Genomic DNA, 18875 nt, shown 5'->3' on the forward strand with positions numbered 1-18875 from the left:
CGCGCCCAAGCGACGCGCTACGCCAGCTCGTCCACCGGCGGCAGCGCGCCGAAGCCCTGCAGGCCGGCCATGTCGCCGTAGCGCGCGACGAACGCGCGATATTCGGCTTCGTCGCAGAACGAGCAGGCGCCGGCGCCGAACGCCTTGGCGGCCTCGATCATGAACGTGCCGGCCTCGTCCAGATCGCCCAGACGCGTGGCGCCGGTGGCGCAGCCCGCCACGGCGGTCTCGGTGGTGATGGCCACGCCCACCACGGGGGCGTCGGTGCAGGTGCACGGCTGAAGAATGCTGTTGAGATGATACAGGCCGTTGCCGTACGGCGTGATATCGGCCATCGAAAGCGCGAAGACGTGCGGCAGGCGGCCCGTGGCGGTCTGCGCCAGGTCGAGCAAATCTTCGCTCACGCGCATGATGACGCCGCGCTTGACCGTGGGGCTGATCGCGAAGCCGCGCGCGTTGATGATGCGGTTGCCCTTGGTGGTGTCGCACACCAGAATGGCGTCGAGCTCGTCGGTCACTTCTTCTTTGTTGATGGCGGCCGTCGACGTGGGCGAGCCCATGAACGGCACGGGGTCGTGCGGGAAGGTGGGCGCATGCGGGCACACGTGCGTGGAAACGAACACGTCGCCCGGCAGCACGTCGCCCTTGCGACGCATGTCGATGAGCTTCGCGGCGCACGCGAGCGCCGTGAGCGCGCCGTCGCCGTCGGACACGAAGCCGATGCGCTCGGGCCTGGCGCCCAAGCCGCCCAAACGGCCCAGCAGGCCGATCGTCGGCGCCTGGCCGCCCGCGGCCTTGCCCTGCGCGCCGGGAATGCGCACGCGCACCATGTCGGTCGTACCCTTAGGGCTGGCCAGCGCATACGTCTCGACATCGCATTCGGGATCGATGCCGCGCAGATAGCTCGCCACCGCCTCGCCGCTCGCCTGCGGGGAATCCAAAACGTCGTACAGGTCCATCAGGTATCGCAGCAACATGGGGCGGTCCTTTCGTTTTGCGATCGAACAATATCCGCCCCATTGTAGCGTCAAGCCGGCCCGTCTGCAGCACGGCGGCGCGCTAAAGCGCAACCCCTCCGTCAGCCGCGAACGGGCCCTTCGCCGAGCTCCTTTTCCAGATAGCGGCCCGTCACGCTTTCCGCGCACGCCGCCACCTGCTCGGGCGTGCCGCACGCCACGATGCGCCCGCCGGCCTCGCCGCCGCCGGGACCCATGTCGATCACGTGGTCCGCGTTGGCGATCATGTCCAGGTCGTGCTCGATCGCGATCACGGTTGCGCCGTTGTCCACCAGGCGCTGCAGCACGCCGATGAGCACCTCCACGTCCAAAGGATGCAGGCCGATGGTGGGCTCGTCGAACACGAACAGCGCGTTTTCCTGGCTGCGCGTCATCTCGCCCGCCAGCTTCAGACGCTGTGCCTCGCCGCCCGACAGCGCGGGCGTCGCCTCGCCGAGAGTCAGATACCCCAGGCCCAGATCGCTCAACACGTCGAGCTTGGCCTTGGCCGTGCGCAGCCCGCCCACGCAGGCGCGGGCCTCGTCCACCGTCATGGCGAGCAGCTCAGGAAGCGAAACGGCCGCAGGATACAAGGCGGCGCCTTCACCGGATGCCGGCACCGCACGCTTCACCTGATAGGCCTCGCGCGCATACCGGGCGCCGCCGCAGGTCGGGCACGGCACGTCCACATCGGGCAGAAACTGCGCGTCGAGCGATATCTGGCCGGTGCCGTCGCAGGTGGCGCAGCGCAGCGATCCCGTGTTGTACGAGAAATCTCCCGCCTTGAGGCCGCGATCGCGCGCGTCGTCGGTCTTGGCGAAAGCGCGGCGCAAATCGTCGAGCACGCCCGAATAGGTGGCCACCGTCGAGCGCACGTTGGCGCCGATGGGACTCGCGTCGATCAGGTGGACGCGCTCGATGCCGTTCGGGTCGAGGCGCGCCACGTGCGCGGGCAAAGCAGCGCCCTGGGCGGCCGCTTCGAGCGCGGGCACCAGGCTTTCGAGCACCATGGTGGTCTTGCCCGAGCCCGATGCGCCGGTCACCGCCGTCAGACGGCCGCGCGGCACGCGCACGCTCAGCGGCTTCACCGTATGGATGGCCCGCGTCTCCATAGCCACGGCCCCGTGCGCGAACACGTCCTGCGCCGCGGCGCGCTCGCGGGCGCGAATGCGACGCTCTCCCGAAAGGAAGGCGCCCGTGCGGGAGCGTTCGCATCGCGCAAGCTCGGCAGGCGCGCCCTGCGCCACCACCGTTCCGCCCGCCGCGCCCGATGCCGGCCCGATCTCGATCACGTGGTCGGCATGGCGCAGCACGCGCACGTCGTGATCGACCAGCACCACCGAATTGCCGTCGGCCAGAAGGTCGCCCATCACGCCGAGCAGGCCGTCAACGTTCGACGGATGCAGGCCGATCGAAGGCTCGTCGAGCACGTAGAGCACGCCCGTCGTGCGCCCGCGCACTGCACGCGCCAGCTGCACGCGCTGCCGCTCCCCCGTGGAAAGCGACGAGCTCGCGCGGTCGAGTGCAAGGTATCCCAGCCCCAGCTGCTGCAGGCGGCGAATGGGCTCGGCCATTTCGTCGACGATGGCGCGCGCCATGGGGCGCAGCTCGTCGGGCACGAACCCTTCGACGCCGCCGACCCACGCCGCCAGCTCATCGAGCGTCAGCGCGCTCGCCTGCGCCAAGCTCACGCCGCCGATCTTCGGAGCCCGAGCCCGCGCGCACAAACGCGACCCGCCGCAATCGGGGCACGTTCCCTCGCGCAAGAACTTCGCCACGCGCGCGAGGCCCTTCTCGTCTTTCGCCTTGGCAAGCGAATTCTCCACGGTGTACACCGCGTTGTAATACGTGAAATCGAGCTCGGCAACCTGGCCCGTTTTGGGCGACTGGTAGATGATGTGGCGCTTTTCGGCCGGGCCGTGGAACACCATGTCGCGCTCGGCCGCGGACAGCTCGCGAAACGGCACGTCGATCCGTACGCCCATCTCCTGCGCCACCTGCGGCATGAGCGACCACATAAGCTGGCGCCACGACGCCACCGCCCCTTCCTGGATGCTCAGCGACTCATCCGACACCAACGTGCTTTCGTCCACCTGCCGCACGATTCCCGTGCCCGAGCACGTCGGGCAGGCTCCCGCGCCGTTGAAAGCCAGTTCTTCGGCGGAAGGCCCCATGAATTCCACGCCGCATTCCAGGCACCGAAGCGGCCGCTCCAGCGCCACGTTCATCGAAGGCGCGACATAATGCCCGTTCGGACACGCATGGCTCGCCAGGCGGGAGAACATGAGCCTCAGCGCGTTGAGCAGCTCGGTCGACGTGCCGAACGTCGAATGGACGCCCGGAATGCCGGGGCGCTGGCGCAACGCGATGGCGGCGGGCACATGGCGCACGTCGTCGACCTGAGGGCGGGCCGCCTGCGTCACGCGGCGGCGCGTATAGGTGGAAAGCGCGTCCAGATAACGGCGCGACCCTTCGGCGTAGAGCACGCCCAAAGCCAGCGAGCTTTTGCCCGACCCCGACACGCCCGCGATGCCCACCAGCTTGCCCAGCGGAACGTCCACGTCGATGTTCTTCAGATTGTGCACGCGCGCGCCGCGCACTTCGATGCGATCCGGGGCGCCGAAGCGCCCGCTGCCCTGCTCCACGAAAGCCGCCTTCCTTCCGACGAATGCCGTAGTGCATCCTAGCATGCCGGGCGAACGGGGCCGAAGGACGCGCGAGCGCGCCTCGCAAGAAGCCGCTACAATAGCCGAAACGAAAGGAAGGTGCCTCATGAAGGACATGAAGATCGCCCTCGTGCAGTTCGAAGGCGAACTCGGCGAAGTCGAGAAAAACGTCGCCGACGCCTGCGCGCTGGTCGCCCAGGCCGCAGAAAACGGAGCCGACCTGGTGGTTCTGCCCGAGCTGTTCAGCACGGGCTACCACCTGGACACCATCGGCCCGCGCATCCTCGAACTGGCCGAGCCCATCGACGGCCCCACCGTGCGCGCCATGCGGCAGGCGGCGCGCGAGGCGGGCTGCTACGTTGTGGCGCCGATCGCGCTTATCCGCAATGTGGGCGGCGTGCCGTTCAACAGCGCCGTGCTGATCGACCGCGAAGGCAACGTGGCGGGAAGCTACGACAAGGTGCATCTGTGGGCGCTCGAGCGCTTCTATTTCCGTACCGGCGCGACCTACCCCGTGTTCGACACCGATTTCGGCCGTATCGGCATCATCATCTGCTACGACATGGGCTTCCCCGAGGCGGCGCGTTCCATGGCCCTGCAGGGCGCCGATTTGATCGTATGCCCGAGCGCCTGGTGCGCCGAAGACATGGACGTCTGGGAAATCAACGCGCCCGCACGCGCGCTCGAAAACACGGTGTTCCTGGCGGCATGCAACCGCTTCGGCCGCGAGGGCGGCGATCTGTACATGCCGGGCAAATCCATGGTATGCAACCCGCGCGGCACGAAGATCGCCCAGCTTGAAGACGAAGCGGAGGGTATCCTCTACGTCGACCTCCGCGCGGCCGACATCGATACCTACCGCGTGAAAAGTCCCTACCTGCGCGACCGTCGCGCCGACACCTACGAAGGCGTGGCGCGCTGGTAGAACGCGAGCAACAAGAAGCGCCGCGGCCGTATGCGGCCGCATGAAGAAGGGCCTGCGGGCCCTTCTTCATATTCGGACGGAAGTCGCAGCAAAAGAGCCGGCCGCATGCGTCGAACCGCGCGGAGAACGCATGCTGGGCGACCGCGGCCGGCGGCGAGCACGATCAGGCGGGCCGGCACGCAACCGCGCTTCGCCGACGCGCGCCGGCCCGAACGCGAGAAAGGGGCCCGAAGGCCCCTTTCGTTCTGTATTATCGCCGGTCGAGCTTACGCCAGCTCGGCTTCCACCACGTCGGCGATGGCGCGGGCATGGCCGTCGGCCACGTCCTGCGTTTCCGCCTCCACCATCACGCGGACCAACGGCTCGGTGCCGCTCGTGCGCACCAGTACGCGGCCGGCATCGCCCATGGCCTCCTCGGCGGCGCGCACCGCGCCCCAGATGGCCTCGTTGCCGTCGAGCGCATGCTTGTCCTGCACGCGCACGTTGATCAGCGTCTGCGGGAAGCGCGTCATCACCGTGATGGCCTCTTCCACCGGCTTGCCGCTGCGGCGCACCGCCGCCAAGAACTGGCAGGCCGTCATAAGGCCGTCGCCCGTGGAGTTGTGCTCGAGCAAGATCATGTGGCCCGACTGCTCGCCGCCCAGGGCGTAGCCGCCCTCGCGCATGGCCTCGAGCACGTAACGGTCGCCCACCTTGGTCTGCAGCACCTCGATGCCGGCGGCGCGCATCGCGCGCACGAAGCCCAGATTGGTCATGACCGTGGACACGGCCACGTTGCCGGGCAGGCAGCCGCGCTCTTTCAGATCGACCGCCAGCACGGCCTCCATGACGTCGCCGTCTATCTCGGAGCCGTCGGCCGCGAGCATCATCACGCGGTCGGCGTCGCCGTCATGCGCGATGCCCACATCGGCGCCGCTTTCGGCCATCAGCTCGCGAAGCGGGCCCAGATTGGTGGAACCGCAACCCACGTTGATGTCGTTGCCGTCGAAATCGTCGTTGATCACGGTGACCTCGGCGCCCAGGCGGCGCAGCGCTTCGGCGCTGGTCAGAGACGATGCGCCATGGCCCGTATCGAGCGCCACGTGCAGGCCCGAGAAATCGATGCCCTGCGCCTGGATGGATCTCACCACATGGTCGACATACATCTCGCACGCGTCTTCGACTTCCACCGCGACGCCCACCATGGAACCCGCAGGCATGCAGGCCTCTTCGCCTGCCTCGACCGCGCGGGCCACGACGCCCTCGAGGCCGCCTTCCACGATGAATTTCTCGATATCGTCTTCAACCGCGTCGGGCAGCTTGAAGCCCTGGCCGTCGAAGAATTTGATGCCGTTGTACTCGGGCGGATTATGCGAGGCGGAAATCACGATACCGCCGTCGGCATGCAGCTCGCGCGTAAGCAGCGCGACCGCAGGCGTAGGAATGACGCCCGCAAGAAGCGCGTCGCCGCCGGCGCTCGTGATGCCTGCCACCACAGCCGCTTCCAGCATATCGCCGCTTTTGCGCGTATCCTTGCCCAGGACCACGGTCGCGCCCATGAACGCCACCGCCGCCTGGCCCAGACGGTATGCCATCTCGCACGTCAAATCGACGTTCGCGACGCCGCGCACGCCGTCGGTTCCGAAAAGTCGAGCCATAAACGCCCCTTTCAATGGTTGAACTTCCATATTTTACCACTCGCCGCGCGCGGCCTTTCACAGCCGGGCGTCCGACACCCTTCTGTGAAAAACGCCGAGCGCTCGGCGAGCGCAGGAATCAGGCGGCCGCCTCGCGCACGGGCTTCGGCGCATCGAAGCGCGCCAGCAGAAACACCGTGGCCATGATGAGCGCGAATCCGACGAAATCCATGGGCGCGAACGGCGTGCGGAGCCACAGCGCGGCGAACGCCGTGGCCGACACGGTCTCAACGCTAGCAAGCAGGCTCGCCTTCGCCGCGCCCAGATCGTTGATCGCAGTCAGATACGCGGCGAACCCCAGCAACGTGCCGATGCCCGTCAGGCCGCCGAACATGGCCAGCATGCCGGAGCCGTCGAGCTGCGGGGCACGGGCCCACGATCCCGTGACCAAGTACAACACGACACCTCCCAGCAAAAGGCCGCTGCTCACCACGGCAAGGCTGCCATGCCGCTTCATAAGCGAGCCGGGCAGAAGCGAATACAGCGCCACCGACACCGCGGCCGCAAGGCCCCAGAACATGCCTTCGGGCGAAAGCGCCATCGTGGAGGGGTCGCCGTGCGTCGCCAGAAGAAACGTGCCCGCGACCACGCAGAGCACCGCGACGGATTCGCGGCCGCTTGGAAGACGGCGCGCCGCGAAGCACGACGCCGCCACGATCAGCACCGGCCCGACGTATTGCAAAACCGTGGCCGTTCCCGCATTGGAATACTGGATGGCCAGCAGGTACGTGACGCGGCACAGCGTCAGGCCCGCGAGGGAGAACAAGACCAAACGCCCCACCGACCGGGGGCTGCGCCAAAGGGAAAGCAGCGCGTCGCGACGTGCGACCAGCATGTATGCGACCAACAAGGCGCCCGCGACCGCCATGGCCACGGCCGACGCCCACAGCGGATCGACGCCCTGGCCGAACAGGTATTGCGAACACGCTCCCGAAAAGCCCCAGCCCGTGCCGCCGACCAAAGCCAGCACGACGCCCCGCCTCCGCCTATCGGCCATACGAACCTCGCTTAGAAAAAACGCCTCTGAACAGCGTGGAAAACAAATCATCCCATTGTATCGCGAAGGCGGCGGCATGCCCGCGCGAACCGGTTTCGCTATGAAGCCGGGAAAACGCCGACACGCGAAGATGCGCGGCCGGGCGGGCTTGCGCTATGCTATCGGCACCGACGAACACGACGGCGCGGCGACCGAACGCGCCGTCCGCCATACCGAACAGGAGCACCCATGGAACTCAAGCAGATCGCCAGCTTTCAGGTAGACCACACCAAGCTGGTCCCCGGCATGTACACCTCGCGCGTCGACGGCGACATCACCACCTACGACATCCGCATGGTCAAGCCGAACTGCGGCACCTACCTGCCCTACGCCGCCATCCACACCTTCGAGCACCTCTTCGCCACCTACGCGCGCAGCACCGAGCTGTCCGACCAGGTGATCTACGTCGGCCCCATGGGCTGCCGCACCGGCTTCTATTTCCTCGTGCGCGATATGGAGCCCGCCGTGGCCATCAAGCTGGTCAACGATATGCTGGCTTTCGTGGCCGATTTCGAAGGCGCGATTCCCGGCGCCACCGAAGTCGAATGCGGCAATTACCGCGAGCAGGATCTGGAGGGCGCCAAAGAGATCGCACGCACGATGATTCCCATTCTCAAAGACTGGACCGTTGAGAAACTTGCCTACTAAAAGATTGCATATAGATTTTAGTAGTGTTGATTACTTTTAGAAACCTAAAGGTAATGAATCTTAATAAGCGAAATGCATACCTGGTATCTTTAAGTAATATTTAGATTAACCTGGTTTATCTTCGAACTTCATTCCATATAGAAACCCTCTTACTAAAAGTAACTAATATCCTTTAAGTAAGAGGGTTTCTTTTATTGCTCCTGCTTTCTAAAAGCTTTCTTCAGTAGAAAAGAAATCACTACTTCTTGAACCTGATGGAGAAATTCACAGGCAGCAGGTATTCGCCGTCTATTTTCTCGATCAGGCTCCAGCCGTATTTCTTGGCGCTCACGTATTCGAACACCGTATTGCGGAAAAGGTATTCCCTGAATTCCTCGCGGTCGTTAGCGTGATAGCACAGCACGTCGCCATCGGGCTTCACCACGATGTAGCCGCCGTTGACCTGCTCCACGCCGTCCCACGGCTTGGTGGCCGACATGCCCGAGAACGCCGCGTAGAGAAAGTCCTTCATGGCCTTCTCGTACACTGCCGAGGCCACGGCGGGCGGGTAGCGCATCGGATTCTGCTCGGCGACCGATGCCGTGACGGCCGCCACGTCGGACGTCGGCGCGCCGCCGATGAAGCGCTCGCGCACGCATGCCGCGATGATTTCAAGCATGCCTTCGCGCACGAACAGCAGATTGCGCTCGAACGAGCCCGCATTGCGAGCGCGGGCGAAGCTGACGCGCAGCCCGTGCCGATCGAAAAACGGCTGGCAGCACGCGAACCATCCCCGGTTGCCGCGCGCGTCGTGCAATGCGTTGAATTCCTTCATCAGCGCATCGTCGCAATGCGCAACCCAATACAGAAGCGGCGCGGAGGGGCTTGCGTTGAACAGCGTGGCGGGGCTGCCGAACTGCGATTTGACCGAGAACCCCATCCTGTTGACCAGCGCATTGCGGCCGTCGCGCGTCTCGATGACGATGTCGGCCTTGCCGCCGTAAGCCTTGTCACGCCCCTGCACGCCCGGCGCCTTCGGATTGCGCACGCCGATCGAATCGACGAAATCGCACACCTCGGCAGGCGCATGCATGGTTTTCGCGCGCGACTCGGATGAAACGAGATGCCGGAACAGCCCGTGCGCCGCGCGTTCGCAATCGGCCATGGAAACCACCCGTTCGCAGCAACCCTCGCCATCGACGCGTTCGAGCGGCGCGTCATCGGTGCCGGCGGCAAGCGTCGGCGCCGCCCCGTCGCAGGAAAACAGCGACGCCTGGGGGAATTCCCCCTTGCAGGCGGCCATGCCGCGCTCGGCGGACTTCGGCGTCTCGCCTGCGCCGCAGCCGCGCCGCACCGTGACCGTTCCGGCCACGGAATCGACCTCGTACGCAAGCGGTTCGCCCGACGCCTCGCAGCGCAGGACCTTCGACACTTCGAGAAACGAATCGGGCTTACAGTCCAGTTCGCTATCGGCCGCATGCAGCCGCCCCGTGCCGAGCAGGCGCAAGAACACGTAGAGCTCGGCCCATTCTCCCCTGTTGTATTCCTGGTCGTGAATGCGCTTGCTCACGCGTCGCCCCTTTCCCCGCTCCGTCAGTCCTGCGCCTCGAGCACCGCGCGCACCTCGCGCGCGATGGCCTCGATCACCGGCACCGTGACGCTGTTGCCGAGCTGCTTGTACAGATGCGTGTCGGACAGCGGCAGCTTGTACGAATCGGGAAAACCCTGCAGGCGCGCCCATTCGCGCGGCGTGAGCTTGCGAATGTCGGCGTCGTTGATCTTGCCCTTGATCGCCGTGGTGGGCACCATGCTGTGCTCACGATGGTCGGCGATCAGATTGCGCTCGCGGCCCATGCCGCCGCACACGATGGCGCCCGATTTCCCGTCCAGGGGGCGCACCATGTAGCCGAAGCCGTTGCCACGCGAACGATGACGCTGCTTATGGCGCTCCAGCGTTGCCAGATACGTGTCCGAAAGGTAGTAACGCGAAGGAACGGGCGCGTCTTCCAAAATGTCGGCCAGCACGACGCCTGCATCGGTAGGTTCGGGGAAGCGAAACGAGCTCGAGTCCACGTCGTTGCGAAACGCCACGATGTAGATGCGCTCGCGGTTCTGCGCCACGCCGTAGTCTTTGCTGTTGAGCACGGCGTCGTACACGGTGTAGCCGATCTGCTCGAGCGCGCCCCTGATCACCTTCAACGTGCGGCCTTTATCATGCATGACCAGGCCTTTCACGTTTTCGCAGAAAATGACGCGCGGCTTGTGGCGCTCACAGATGCGCAGCACGTCGAAAAACAGCGTGCCGCGGCTGCGGCCTTTGAAGTTGTCTTCGAAACCCATCTTCGAGCCGGCGATGGAAAACGCCTGGCACGGAAAGCCCGCCAGGCAGATATCGAACGCGGGAATGTCTTCGGCCGAGACCTGCGTGATATCGCCGTACACGTACGGAGCGGTGCACATGGGCTCTTTCGACGAGCACGGCACGGCCGGCGTGTCGAAGTTGGCCGCGTAAGTCTTCACCGCATGTTCGTCGAACTCGCTTGCGAACACCGTCTCCACGTTATCGCCGAACGCGCGCTCGAACCCCATGCGAATGCCGCCGATGCCGGCGAAAAGGTCGATCGTTTTCAGGGTCTTAGAACTCAAAGCGCTCCTCCCGATGAACTGTCGGCATGATGGAAAACGCCGACGCGACAGGCCGGCGTGAAGACACGAACTATGTATTGTAATGCGTCGCGCCGCGCGATGAAACAAGAAGCGGGCCGCTCCGAAAAACAACCCGATACGCAGCATGGCACGCCATCGATGCGCCAGGTTCGCGCTTCCGACGACCTCTCCGCATCGGAAGCGCGTCTCCGACGACGTGCGCGATCGAGCGCGCGGCCGCAACCGCGAACCCGAAAGACACACCCGCATCGTGCGAACCCGCCTTGCGCGACGCGATAGAAAAAGAAAGCCCGCCTCCGAAGAAGCGGGCTTTCGAACCGACGTGAATAACGCGGTAAGCTTAGCGCTTGCTGAACTGCGGGCGCTTACGGGCCTTCTTGAGGCCGTACTTCTTGCGCTCGACCATACGAGCGTCACGAGTCAGGAAGCCAGCCTTCTTGAGCTCGGGACGGTACTCGCCAGCCTGGAGCAGCGCACGGCTGATGCCGTGACGCAGAGCGCCGGCCTGACCGGAAATGCCGCCGCCATTGCAGCGAGCGATGACGTCGAAGTGACCCTGGGTGTCGGTGACCTTGAACGGAGCCATGGCGTAGTTCACCAGAGCCTCGCGACCGAAGAACTCCTTCGCGTCGCGGCCGTTGACGGTAACCTTGCCGGTGCCGGGGACCAAACGGACGCGAGCAACGGCGTTCTTACGACGGCCAGTGCCGTAATACAGAGCTTCAGCTGCCATTGTTAGTTCTCCTCCATCTTGATCTCGCGGGGATTCTGAGCAGCATGCGGATGCTCAGAGCCGACGTACACCTTCAGCTTCTTGCCCTGGGCGCGACCAAGCGTGTTCTTGGGCAGCATGCCCTTGACAGCGTGCTCGATGACGCGCTCGGGATGCTTCTGCATAGCCTCGGCGAAGGTTTCCATCTTCAGGCCGCCGGGATAACCGGAGTGACGGTAGTATTCCTTGCTGGTGGCCTTGGTGCCCGTCATGCGGATCTTGTCAGCATTGAGAATGATGACGAAATCGCCGGTGTCGACATGGGGGGTGTACTGCGGCTTATGCTTACCCTTCAGAATGTGGGCGGCTTTGGCAGCAACGCGACCCAGCACCTGGTCAGTGGCGTCAATGACGAACCACTCGCGCGCAACCTCCTGCGGCTTTGCGTAATACGTCTTCACTGTATCCTCCAATAGATTTCTTTTTGTTCTAGTTCAAAAGTGCTGGCAACAAGACTGCTCGGGTTCCTACGCCAAGCCGACGCTTCCGGATCTGGACTTCCATTCACGTCGTGTCCCGTTTTTGCGCAGCAAGTACGGGGCTTTTGAAAGCGAACTTTTACAGTATAGGAATCGTATTCGCCTCCGTCAATACGGCTTCATGAAAAATCGACCGCGTTTTTCGGCTATGACGTGCGGTTTCTTTTAGTAACTAGGGTGCGCACGCAACCGTTTCGAGCAAGGCCGCGACAAGAGGGCGACCGCCTCGCGCGCATCTCCTTCCGCAGAAAAAGAGACCGGAGGCGAACTCCGGTCTCTGAAAGGTCGAATGCCGCCTTCGTTCTTTTCCGCCTACATCACGAAGGTCAGCGGCACGGCGGCCATCACCACCAAGTAGCGCAGCATAAAGCCGCCGACCAGAACGCCCGCATCGGACGCGAAGCTGATCCAATGCGCCTTGCGGCTTTCCTCGAACTCCTTCGACGTGAAGAACAAAAGCCACGTCTCAAGCACCGTGGGAAGAATCAGACCCACGAACACCAAGCCGAGCCAGAACCAAACGGCCCACTCGCCCGCCACCAGGCTCGCAACCGATTCGAAGCCTGCAGTGGAATTGAACGCCGTGATGAAGCACAGCGAAGCCACCAGCAGCATCTCGATGATCGGCAGGCAGAAGTGAAACTTCTTCAGCACACCCGCCTTGTTGAACTCGTCGGCATGACGTACCACGGCCGCCAGCAAGACCGACGCTGCACCTGCGGAAAGGGCCGACACGGTGAACAGCACAGGCAGAAGCGCGTTGTTCCACAAGGGATAGGTGTTGCACACGCCCAGCAGTGCGCCGGTATAGGCCGCCACGCACAGCGCCACCACTGCCCCTGCCATCTCGAGCCAGCCCGGCACCTTCTTCTTCATAAGGTCGAGCGCCGCCGTAATCAGGGCGACCGCCATGAAGACGCTCAAGAAGACCACGCCCCACGTCATCACCGAGCCGAAGTTGCTCAGCAATAGCGCGAAACGCAGGGGATTATGCAAGCCGGCCTCGGCGTCCACCATCAAAAGCACCAATCCGATCGCCACCGCGATAGGCGCGATGACGTGGCCGGCGAGGCGCATGCCGCAAGCCTCGGGGTGGCGCCAGCGCAGAAACGCCGACGTGATATAGGCGCCTGCGCCCAGGCCCGCAAGGAACAGATACCACGCGATCGGCGCGCCCCATACAGGTTCGATAGACATCCTTCATCACCTCACGTAGTAGATCTTGGACTTGGTCAGATCGCCCGCGATGGGCTGAGCATTCGTCTCGACGATGCGCTTGGAGATATCGGACTCGGGGTCGTCCAGGTCGCCGAACATGCGCACGCCCGCGGGGCAGGCCGTCAAGCACGTGGACATACCCTCTTCGAGCGGCGCATACAGCGTGCAGAAACGGCACTTGCCCACCACGCCCGTACGATGGTCCACAACACGCGCCTGATACGGGCAGGCGGCCATGCAATATTTGCAGCCGATGCACTTTTCGGAGTCGATGCGCACGATTCCGTCGGGGTCGGTATAAGTCGCCGCCGTCGGGCACACCGCCTGGCACGGCGCGTCTTCGCAGTGCATGCACTGGGTCGGAACGGTTTCCACGCGCACGCACGGCTGGGCGCCGCGCTCGAACTCATGGAAATCGATCAGCGAGACATCGGCGGGAAGATGGTTCTGATTCTGGCACGCGATGCGACAGGCATAGCAGCCGATGCACCTCGTGGTGTCGATAAGCATTCCGTAACGAGCCATTAGGCACCCACCTTCTTCACGTTCACGAGGACTTCCTGCAGCATGCCGGAGCCCGATTCGGGCTCGGCCTGGCGCGTGACGAGCGCCTTATGCGACGCGCCGAACCCGAATGCCGCGCGAATCTCTTCCGATTCGCAGCCGTAATGCGGCGGCAGATACACGGCGTCGGGATGAATGCGGCCGGTCACGCGAACCTTCGCCTGCACCGATCCGCTGTCGTTCGAAAGCTCCACCACGTCGCCGTCCTCGATGCCGAGCTCTGCTGCGCGCGACGTCGCCATCCAAACGCGGTCGGCTTCGAAATCCTTCGCGAGCTGCGCCAGCTTATCGCTTGCCATGGTGTAGGTCTTGCTCTGGAATACCTGGTCGCCCGTGATCAGACGCAACGATTCGCCGGAAGCGGACACGGCCGGCTCGATCCATGCGGGAACGGCAGACATGCCGCCCGTCGCGTAGGCCTCGCACGCGAACTCGATTTTGCCCGACTTCGTAGCGAACGCCGGAACGTTGCCGAATTCGAGCTCGCAACCGGGGATAGGAGCCAAGCCGTCGGATTTCAGCGCGTCGTAGGAAACGCCGTAAGCCGCGCAATACGTCTCGTTGAGCTGGTCGAGCGTGAAAGAGAAGTATTCGCCCAGACCGCATGCCTCGGCCAGGTCGACGATGATTCGATACGTCGGCTTGGTCTCGGGATGCACCTGGTCGATCACGGGATTGCGCAGCGTGGCCACGGTCGCAGGAGCGGTAGCGGTGCCTACGATGCCGCGACGCTCGAGATAGGTCGTCTCGGGCAGCACATAGTCGGCCGTCTTGGCGGTTTCGGTCATAAAGCTGTCGACGACCACCTTGAAGCCGATTTTTTCCACATCCTGCGCAGTCATCGCGGCCTGAGGATAGTCGGCAAGAGGATTGCTGCCGAAGAACAACGCCACGTCGAGCGCGCCCTCGGCGGCCGCGGCCATAGCGGCCTGGCAATCGTTTGCATACATATAAGCAAGAGGATGCACGCCCGCGCCGATCGCATAGCTTTGCGGATAGCCGACGGGCTTGAACACCGTCGGGTCGAACGCGCTGTCGTCGACCCACGGACCCAGCGGGAATACCCAGCCGCCCTCCTGGTTGAAATTGCCCAGCATCGCATTAAGCAAAATGATGCAGCGCACGGTTTCGGCACTGTTGCGGTAGCCGCTTCCCACGGTGCCGGCCCACTGCATGTCCACATAGCAATGCGGCGCGGCGGCGGCCAGGCCTTCGGCGATCTCGGCGATTTTGGCCTCAGGAATGCCGGTCTTCCCGCTCGCCCAGGCGGCATCATAGGAGCGCACGCTTTCGGCGAAAGCCTCGAATCCCGTTCCGTTGGCCTCGACGAACGCCTTATCGTAGAGGTCGTTGTTCAACAGATGCCCCATCACGCCCAGGAGGAACGCAAGCTCGAAGCCGGGGCGGACGCACACCCATTCATCGGCCAATGCACCGATGCTCGGCAAACGAGGGTCTACGACGACCACTTTTCCGCCGTTTTCGCGCACGCGGATCACTTCCTCGGTCTCCGCAGGGCGCACGCCTTCGTAATAGCTCTTGTCCAGAAGGACGATATATTTCGATCCCTCGGCATGCGGCGCGGGGAACACGCCCAGGATATTCGTTATGCCGGTAAGGATGTCCATATCGGTCAGCACGGTATCGGTGTAGTAGTTCGCCGACCCCAGCGCATTCATGAAGCGCTGGGTGTAATACTGGTCGGTCGCTCGGGAATCCTGGAACAACGCCACGCGCGACGGTTCGGCCTCCTTGATGCGGGCCGCGATATCGACGATCGCCTCGTCCCACGATACGGCGGAGAAATTGCCCTGGCCGTCGTTTTTCAGCGGCGTGGTCAAGCGGTCTTCGGAATAAGCGACCGCCGTGTACCCCAAGCCGCGCACGCACAGATGCCCATGCGCGAACGGATGATCCTCGAGTCCCATGAAGCGCCACAGGGCGCCGTCCTGCGTCCAAGCCCCCATGCCGCATTTGTTGCCGCAACCATCGCACGTCGTCGCCGCGTATTCCACGACATGGTCTTCGCCCCATGCGAAAGCCTCGGAACGTCTGCCGCCGACGCCCACGCCGCCGAACGCGACCGCCGCCCCGGCTGCAGCGCCTGCAGCGAAAAACGAACGTCTCGTAAGAGCACTACTCGGCATAAATCGATCCCCCCCTTGCGTTGTCGGTTGATTGGTTCGCGCTGCATCGCCGGACAGGGCCATGGGCCCCGCCGACGCGGCGCAAGCGCATTATCACCGGTCGAAAACCGTCTTCGCATGCCCCATTTGAGGGAAAATAGCGACTCTACCCCCTTAGGGGGTATGCATTTGTACTGGGGTTTTAAGAAAATAGCACTTCGCATCCGCAATAAAATGCAGTCGGAATCGCCCTTGATATACTTGACCGCCGCCACGACCGTCGAAAGGAAATCTCCGTGCATTCGCCTCTTCCGAAGCTTCGTTCGCTCACGGCCTACGCCGCGCCTATCCCGATCATCGCAGGCCTGGCTCTTTCGCATATCGCAATGATCGTGTCGGGGCTCAGCGGGCTCACGAGCGGGTTCGAGGTGCTGAGCAACGGACTCGGAACGGGCATCGCCTCCGTGCCGATATTCATCGCCATGCTCGCGCTTTACAAGGCGCACAACCCCCTTTCGAAAAGGTCCGTCGATGCCGCATTCTTCATATCGATCGCCGTGCAGTGCGCATCCATCGCGGCGCTCGGCCTCCTTGCGGCGAAAGCGCCCTCCGCATCCATCGGGCTTTCCGCGATAGCGTCGCTTTCCAGCTGGATATCGATTCTCTCATGGCTGCGCCGCATGCAAGCGGCATCGTCGATCGCCGCCGTCATCGTGACGTTCGGCGCGCTCAGCATCGCAGAACCCGTCGTGTACGCATTCGTGCTCATGCCCTCCGACGATGCGTGCCTGGTCGCCGGCCTGCTCGCTCCCCTGCAGCTGCCCTTGGCGTTTTACGCCTCCAGACGCGATCCGTCCGCATGTCCCGTCGAGATGCCGGATACGGGCTATTTCGGATTCGAAAGCGCCAAAACCGACAATCCGCGCCTCTTCCTCACCATGACGGTCAGCATATCCGCCCTTTCGTTCGCCATGGGCGTCGTCGAGGGGTCCCCGTTCCGTTTCGTCGAAGGCGGCGCTCCGTTGCCCGACGCGAGCTATCTCTTCGTGACGACCGCCGTCACCGTAGGCATCGCCGTCGGCGCGATATTGCGGCCGCGCACGATGATGACGACCGGAATCTGGATTCTCATGCAGGGCCTGGGCATCACCGCGTTGCTGTTCTACGCGGCTTTCCCGGAACGGCTCTCGATCGGAGCCGCCGTTTCCACTACGCTCAGCGCGGTCATGACGGGCTTTATCTGGTATTTGATCATGGCTTTTTCCCACTACGGAACCAAGGACCCCTTCTTCTACGGGCTGGCCGGATGGCTCGCCTATCTCCTTCCGCGCGCGCTTGTGCAAATCGTCGTCGGACACACCCCCGGCCCGTTCCTCAGCGACCCCACTCTTTTGGCGGCGCTATCGGGAGCCATGATTCTGGCATCGACGCAATTCGTCTTCATCAGGCTGTTGAAGACCGCATACAGCGACACCGACGCGGCTCAAAAGAGCACGCAGCGCCTCGAAAAGCTGCTCGGCCTGAAGGGCGCGCAAATGAGCGGTGCCTCCATGCGTAAAGAGCTGATTTTGCACGATGCGGAAAAGCTGCAAAAGGAATTCGGACTGTCCGACCGTGAGGCGGAGGTGATCGGCTTGTACGCCCTCGGCAAGACGCAGCAAGCGATTGCCGAAGACCTCTGCATCACCCCCGCCACGGTACGCGTGCATATCAAGCATGTTTACGCGAAGACCGACCTGCATTCCCGCCAGGAAATCATCGATCGAATGAACAGCTTTTAACAGCGGCGGCGCGATGCGACGCGCATGCCGAGACGCACGCCCGCCCCTTTTCAGCCCCTCAACGCAAAGCGGCCCCCGCTCCGGTCGAAACCGGAACGGGGGCCGATGCAGTTACGCATGACAAAAGGAGGGGAACGGCGTCTCAAACGACGCCGAATCGGGCGGGCGGCGAGCCTCAGGCTTGGGGAGGGATCGATGGCCCGCCGCCGCATGCCCCGCTTCGGAAGGATAGCCTGAAAGGCTAGATCACTTCGAACGTCAGGCTAGCCTCGAGAGGCGACACCATGCCGTCGGCCGTACGGGCACGAACGGTGAGCTGGTACTCGCCGGCCTCCTCGAAGGAGGTCTCGAACTGCCAGTTGACCCACTTGTCGGCGGTAGCGCCTTCGGTCAGGCACTCGGTCCAGGTCTCGCCGCCGTCGAAGGAGAACTCGATGGCCTCGATGGCGCTGCCCAGGTCGTCGGCCACGCCCTCGAAGGTGATCGCGTCGCCGGCGAAGAACACGCAGCCGTCGGCGCTGTTCATGATCTCGATCTTGTTGCGGTACGCCGGATCGACGGACTGGACGTCGGGAACCTGGTCCTCGGCGGTCAGCTTGATGTCGACGACGTTGCGCGTGAAGTAACGGGCGACGGTCTCGGGCATCCACAGCTGGGCGGAGGGACCGACTTCGCTCTTGAGCTTCTCGCCGTTGACCTCATAGACCAGCAGCGCATCGCGGTCGAGGCAGTACTGCAGCGGCAGGGCCTGGCCGAAGCCGTCGGCGCCGTAAGCCGTCACGGTGTTCACGCCGTCCTCGAGGTCGGCCATGTCCACCACGGCCGCCAGAGGCACGCCCACGACGGCAGCCTGGCCGAACGGAGCGCCGGTCGCGCAAGAGCACACCATGGTCTGCTCTTCGGACTGCTCTTCCATGTCCTCGAGGTTCACGGAGAAGCTCTCCTTGATGTTGCCGCCCACGTTGATGTAGTAGGTCGCAACGCCCTCGGCGGCATCGCCCACGACAAGTTCGTTAGCGGGCTTGGAGCACATCGAGGTGATCGTCGTGCCGAACACGTTGAACAGATCGTCGTTGGGGGTCACGCCGTCCTGGTTGAAGAAGAACGTGCCCTCTTTGTCGGCGACCTTGACATAGTCGCTCTCTTCGAGCTGCAGCGTGTGCGAGTCGATGATGTAGCCGTTGTTCTCGTGCGTAGCGCCCTCGGGTGCATCCTGGCCGCCCAGGATCGTCGGGCCGCCCGCGGCGACGGCAACGCCGGTCATTCCCAGCAGAAGGGCGCCACCAGCCGCTCCTGCAGCCATTGCTTTCTTCTTATTCATAAGAAAACGCTCCTTCGTGTCG

At 63.8% G+C, this 18875-nt stretch carries 15 protein-coding genes; 3 read left to right on the plus strand and 12 right to left on the minus strand.

Going from position 1 to position 18875, the window contains the following annotated elements:
* Nucleotides 1-17: 17 nt before the first annotated feature.
* On the minus strand, nt 18-977 hold the full coding sequence (locus DMP07_RS04765) for a DUF1177 domain-containing protein (protein ID WP_123197989.1): 960 nt from the start codon (nt 975-977) through the stop codon (nt 18-20).
* A gap of 101 nt (nt 978-1078) precedes the next feature.
* Nucleotides 1079-3640, minus strand: a complete 2562-nt coding sequence (locus DMP07_RS04770) for an excinuclease ABC subunit UvrA (protein WP_123197990.1) — start codon at nt 3638-3640, stop codon at nt 1079-1081.
* Nucleotides 3641-3767: 127 nt separating this feature from the next.
* On the opposite strand from DMP07_RS04770, the gene DMP07_RS04775 reads away from it, so the two are divergent.
* Nucleotides 3768-4586, plus strand: a complete 819-nt coding sequence (locus DMP07_RS04775; RefSeq protein WP_123197991.1) for a nitrilase-related carbon-nitrogen hydrolase — start codon at nt 3768-3770, stop codon at nt 4584-4586.
* A gap of 266 nt (nt 4587-4852) precedes the next feature.
* Here DMP07_RS04775 and glmM read toward each other — a convergent pair whose 3' ends face one another.
* Nucleotides 4853-6223: a phosphoglucosamine mutase gene (gene glmM, locus DMP07_RS04780; protein WP_123197992.1), complete on the minus strand. Its 1371-nt coding sequence runs from the start codon at nt 6221-6223 to the stop codon at nt 4853-4855.
* 118 nt (nt 6224-6341) lie between these two features.
* Nucleotides 6342-7259 (minus strand): DMT family transporter, encoded by a 918-nt coding sequence (locus DMP07_RS04785; protein WP_123197993.1) that lies wholly within the window; start codon nt 7257-7259, stop codon nt 6342-6344.
* Between the two features lie 228 nt (nt 7260-7487).
* Here DMP07_RS04785 and DMP07_RS04790 point away from each other — a divergent pair, with 228 nt between their 5' ends.
* Nucleotides 7488-7946: an S-ribosylhomocysteine lyase gene (locus tag DMP07_RS04790; protein WP_123197994.1), complete on the plus strand. Its 459-nt coding sequence runs from the start codon at nt 7488-7490 to the stop codon at nt 7944-7946.
* 238 nt (nt 7947-8184) lie between these two features.
* Here DMP07_RS04790 and DMP07_RS04795 read toward each other — a convergent pair whose 3' ends face one another.
* From DMP07_RS04795 to DMP07_RS04825, 7 genes are all read right to left on the minus strand, one after another.
* A complete protein-coding gene (locus DMP07_RS04795; RefSeq protein WP_161957028.1) occupies nt 8185-9495 on the minus strand; it encodes an HpaII family restriction endonuclease in 1311 nt (436 codons plus the stop codon).
* A 23-nt stretch (nt 9496-9518) separates the two neighbouring features.
* Nucleotides 9519-10571 (minus strand): DNA cytosine methyltransferase, encoded by a 1053-nt coding sequence (locus DMP07_RS04800; RefSeq protein WP_211324505.1) that lies wholly within the window; start codon nt 10569-10571, stop codon nt 9519-9521.
* A 361-nt stretch (nt 10572-10932) separates the two neighbouring features.
* Nucleotides 10933-11325 carry a 30S ribosomal protein S9 gene (gene rpsI, locus DMP07_RS04805; RefSeq protein ID WP_123197997.1) on the minus strand — a complete coding sequence of 131 codons (393 nt, stop codon included), beginning with the start codon at nt 11323-11325 and terminating at the stop codon, nt 10933-10935.
* 2 nt (nt 11326-11327) lie between these two features.
* Nucleotides 11328-11765 (minus strand): 50S ribosomal protein L13, encoded by a 438-nt coding sequence (gene rplM, locus DMP07_RS04810; protein ID WP_123197998.1) that lies wholly within the window; start codon nt 11763-11765, stop codon nt 11328-11330.
* Between the two features lie 390 nt (nt 11766-12155).
* A complete protein-coding gene (gene nrfD / locus DMP07_RS04815) occupies nt 12156-13040 on the minus strand; it encodes an NrfD/PsrC family molybdoenzyme membrane anchor subunit (RefSeq protein ID WP_123197999.1) in 885 nt (294 codons plus the stop codon).
* 6 nt (nt 13041-13046) lie between these two features.
* Complete coding sequence (locus DMP07_RS04820) at nt 13047-13586, minus strand: 4Fe-4S dicluster domain-containing protein (protein ID WP_123198000.1); 540 nt, start codon at nt 13584-13586, stop codon at nt 13047-13049.
* Nucleotides 13586-15772 carry a molybdopterin-containing oxidoreductase family protein gene (locus DMP07_RS04825; protein WP_161957029.1) on the minus strand — a complete coding sequence of 729 codons (2187 nt, stop codon included), beginning with the start codon at nt 15770-15772 and terminating at the stop codon, nt 13586-13588. Before DMP07_RS04825 ends, DMP07_RS04820 begins: the two co-directional genes overlap by 1 nt.
* Before the next feature lie 275 nt (nt 15773-16047).
* Between DMP07_RS04825 and DMP07_RS04830 the strand changes: the two genes are divergently transcribed.
* Nucleotides 16048-17532, plus strand: coding sequence for a helix-turn-helix transcriptional regulator (locus tag DMP07_RS04830; RefSeq protein WP_123198002.1), 1485 nt, complete (start codon nt 16048-16050; stop codon nt 17530-17532).
* Between the two features lie 241 nt (nt 17533-17773).
* Here DMP07_RS04830 and DMP07_RS04835 read toward each other — a convergent pair whose 3' ends face one another.
* A complete protein-coding gene (locus DMP07_RS04835; protein ID WP_123198003.1) occupies nt 17774-18853 on the minus strand; it encodes a molybdopterin-dependent oxidoreductase in 1080 nt (359 codons plus the stop codon).
* Nucleotides 18854-18875: the final 22 nt, after the last annotated feature.

The sequence above is a fragment of the Slackia faecicanis genome, assembly GCF_003725295.1.
GTDB lineage: Bacteria > Actinomycetota > Coriobacteriia > Coriobacteriales > Eggerthellaceae > Slackia > Slackia faecicanis.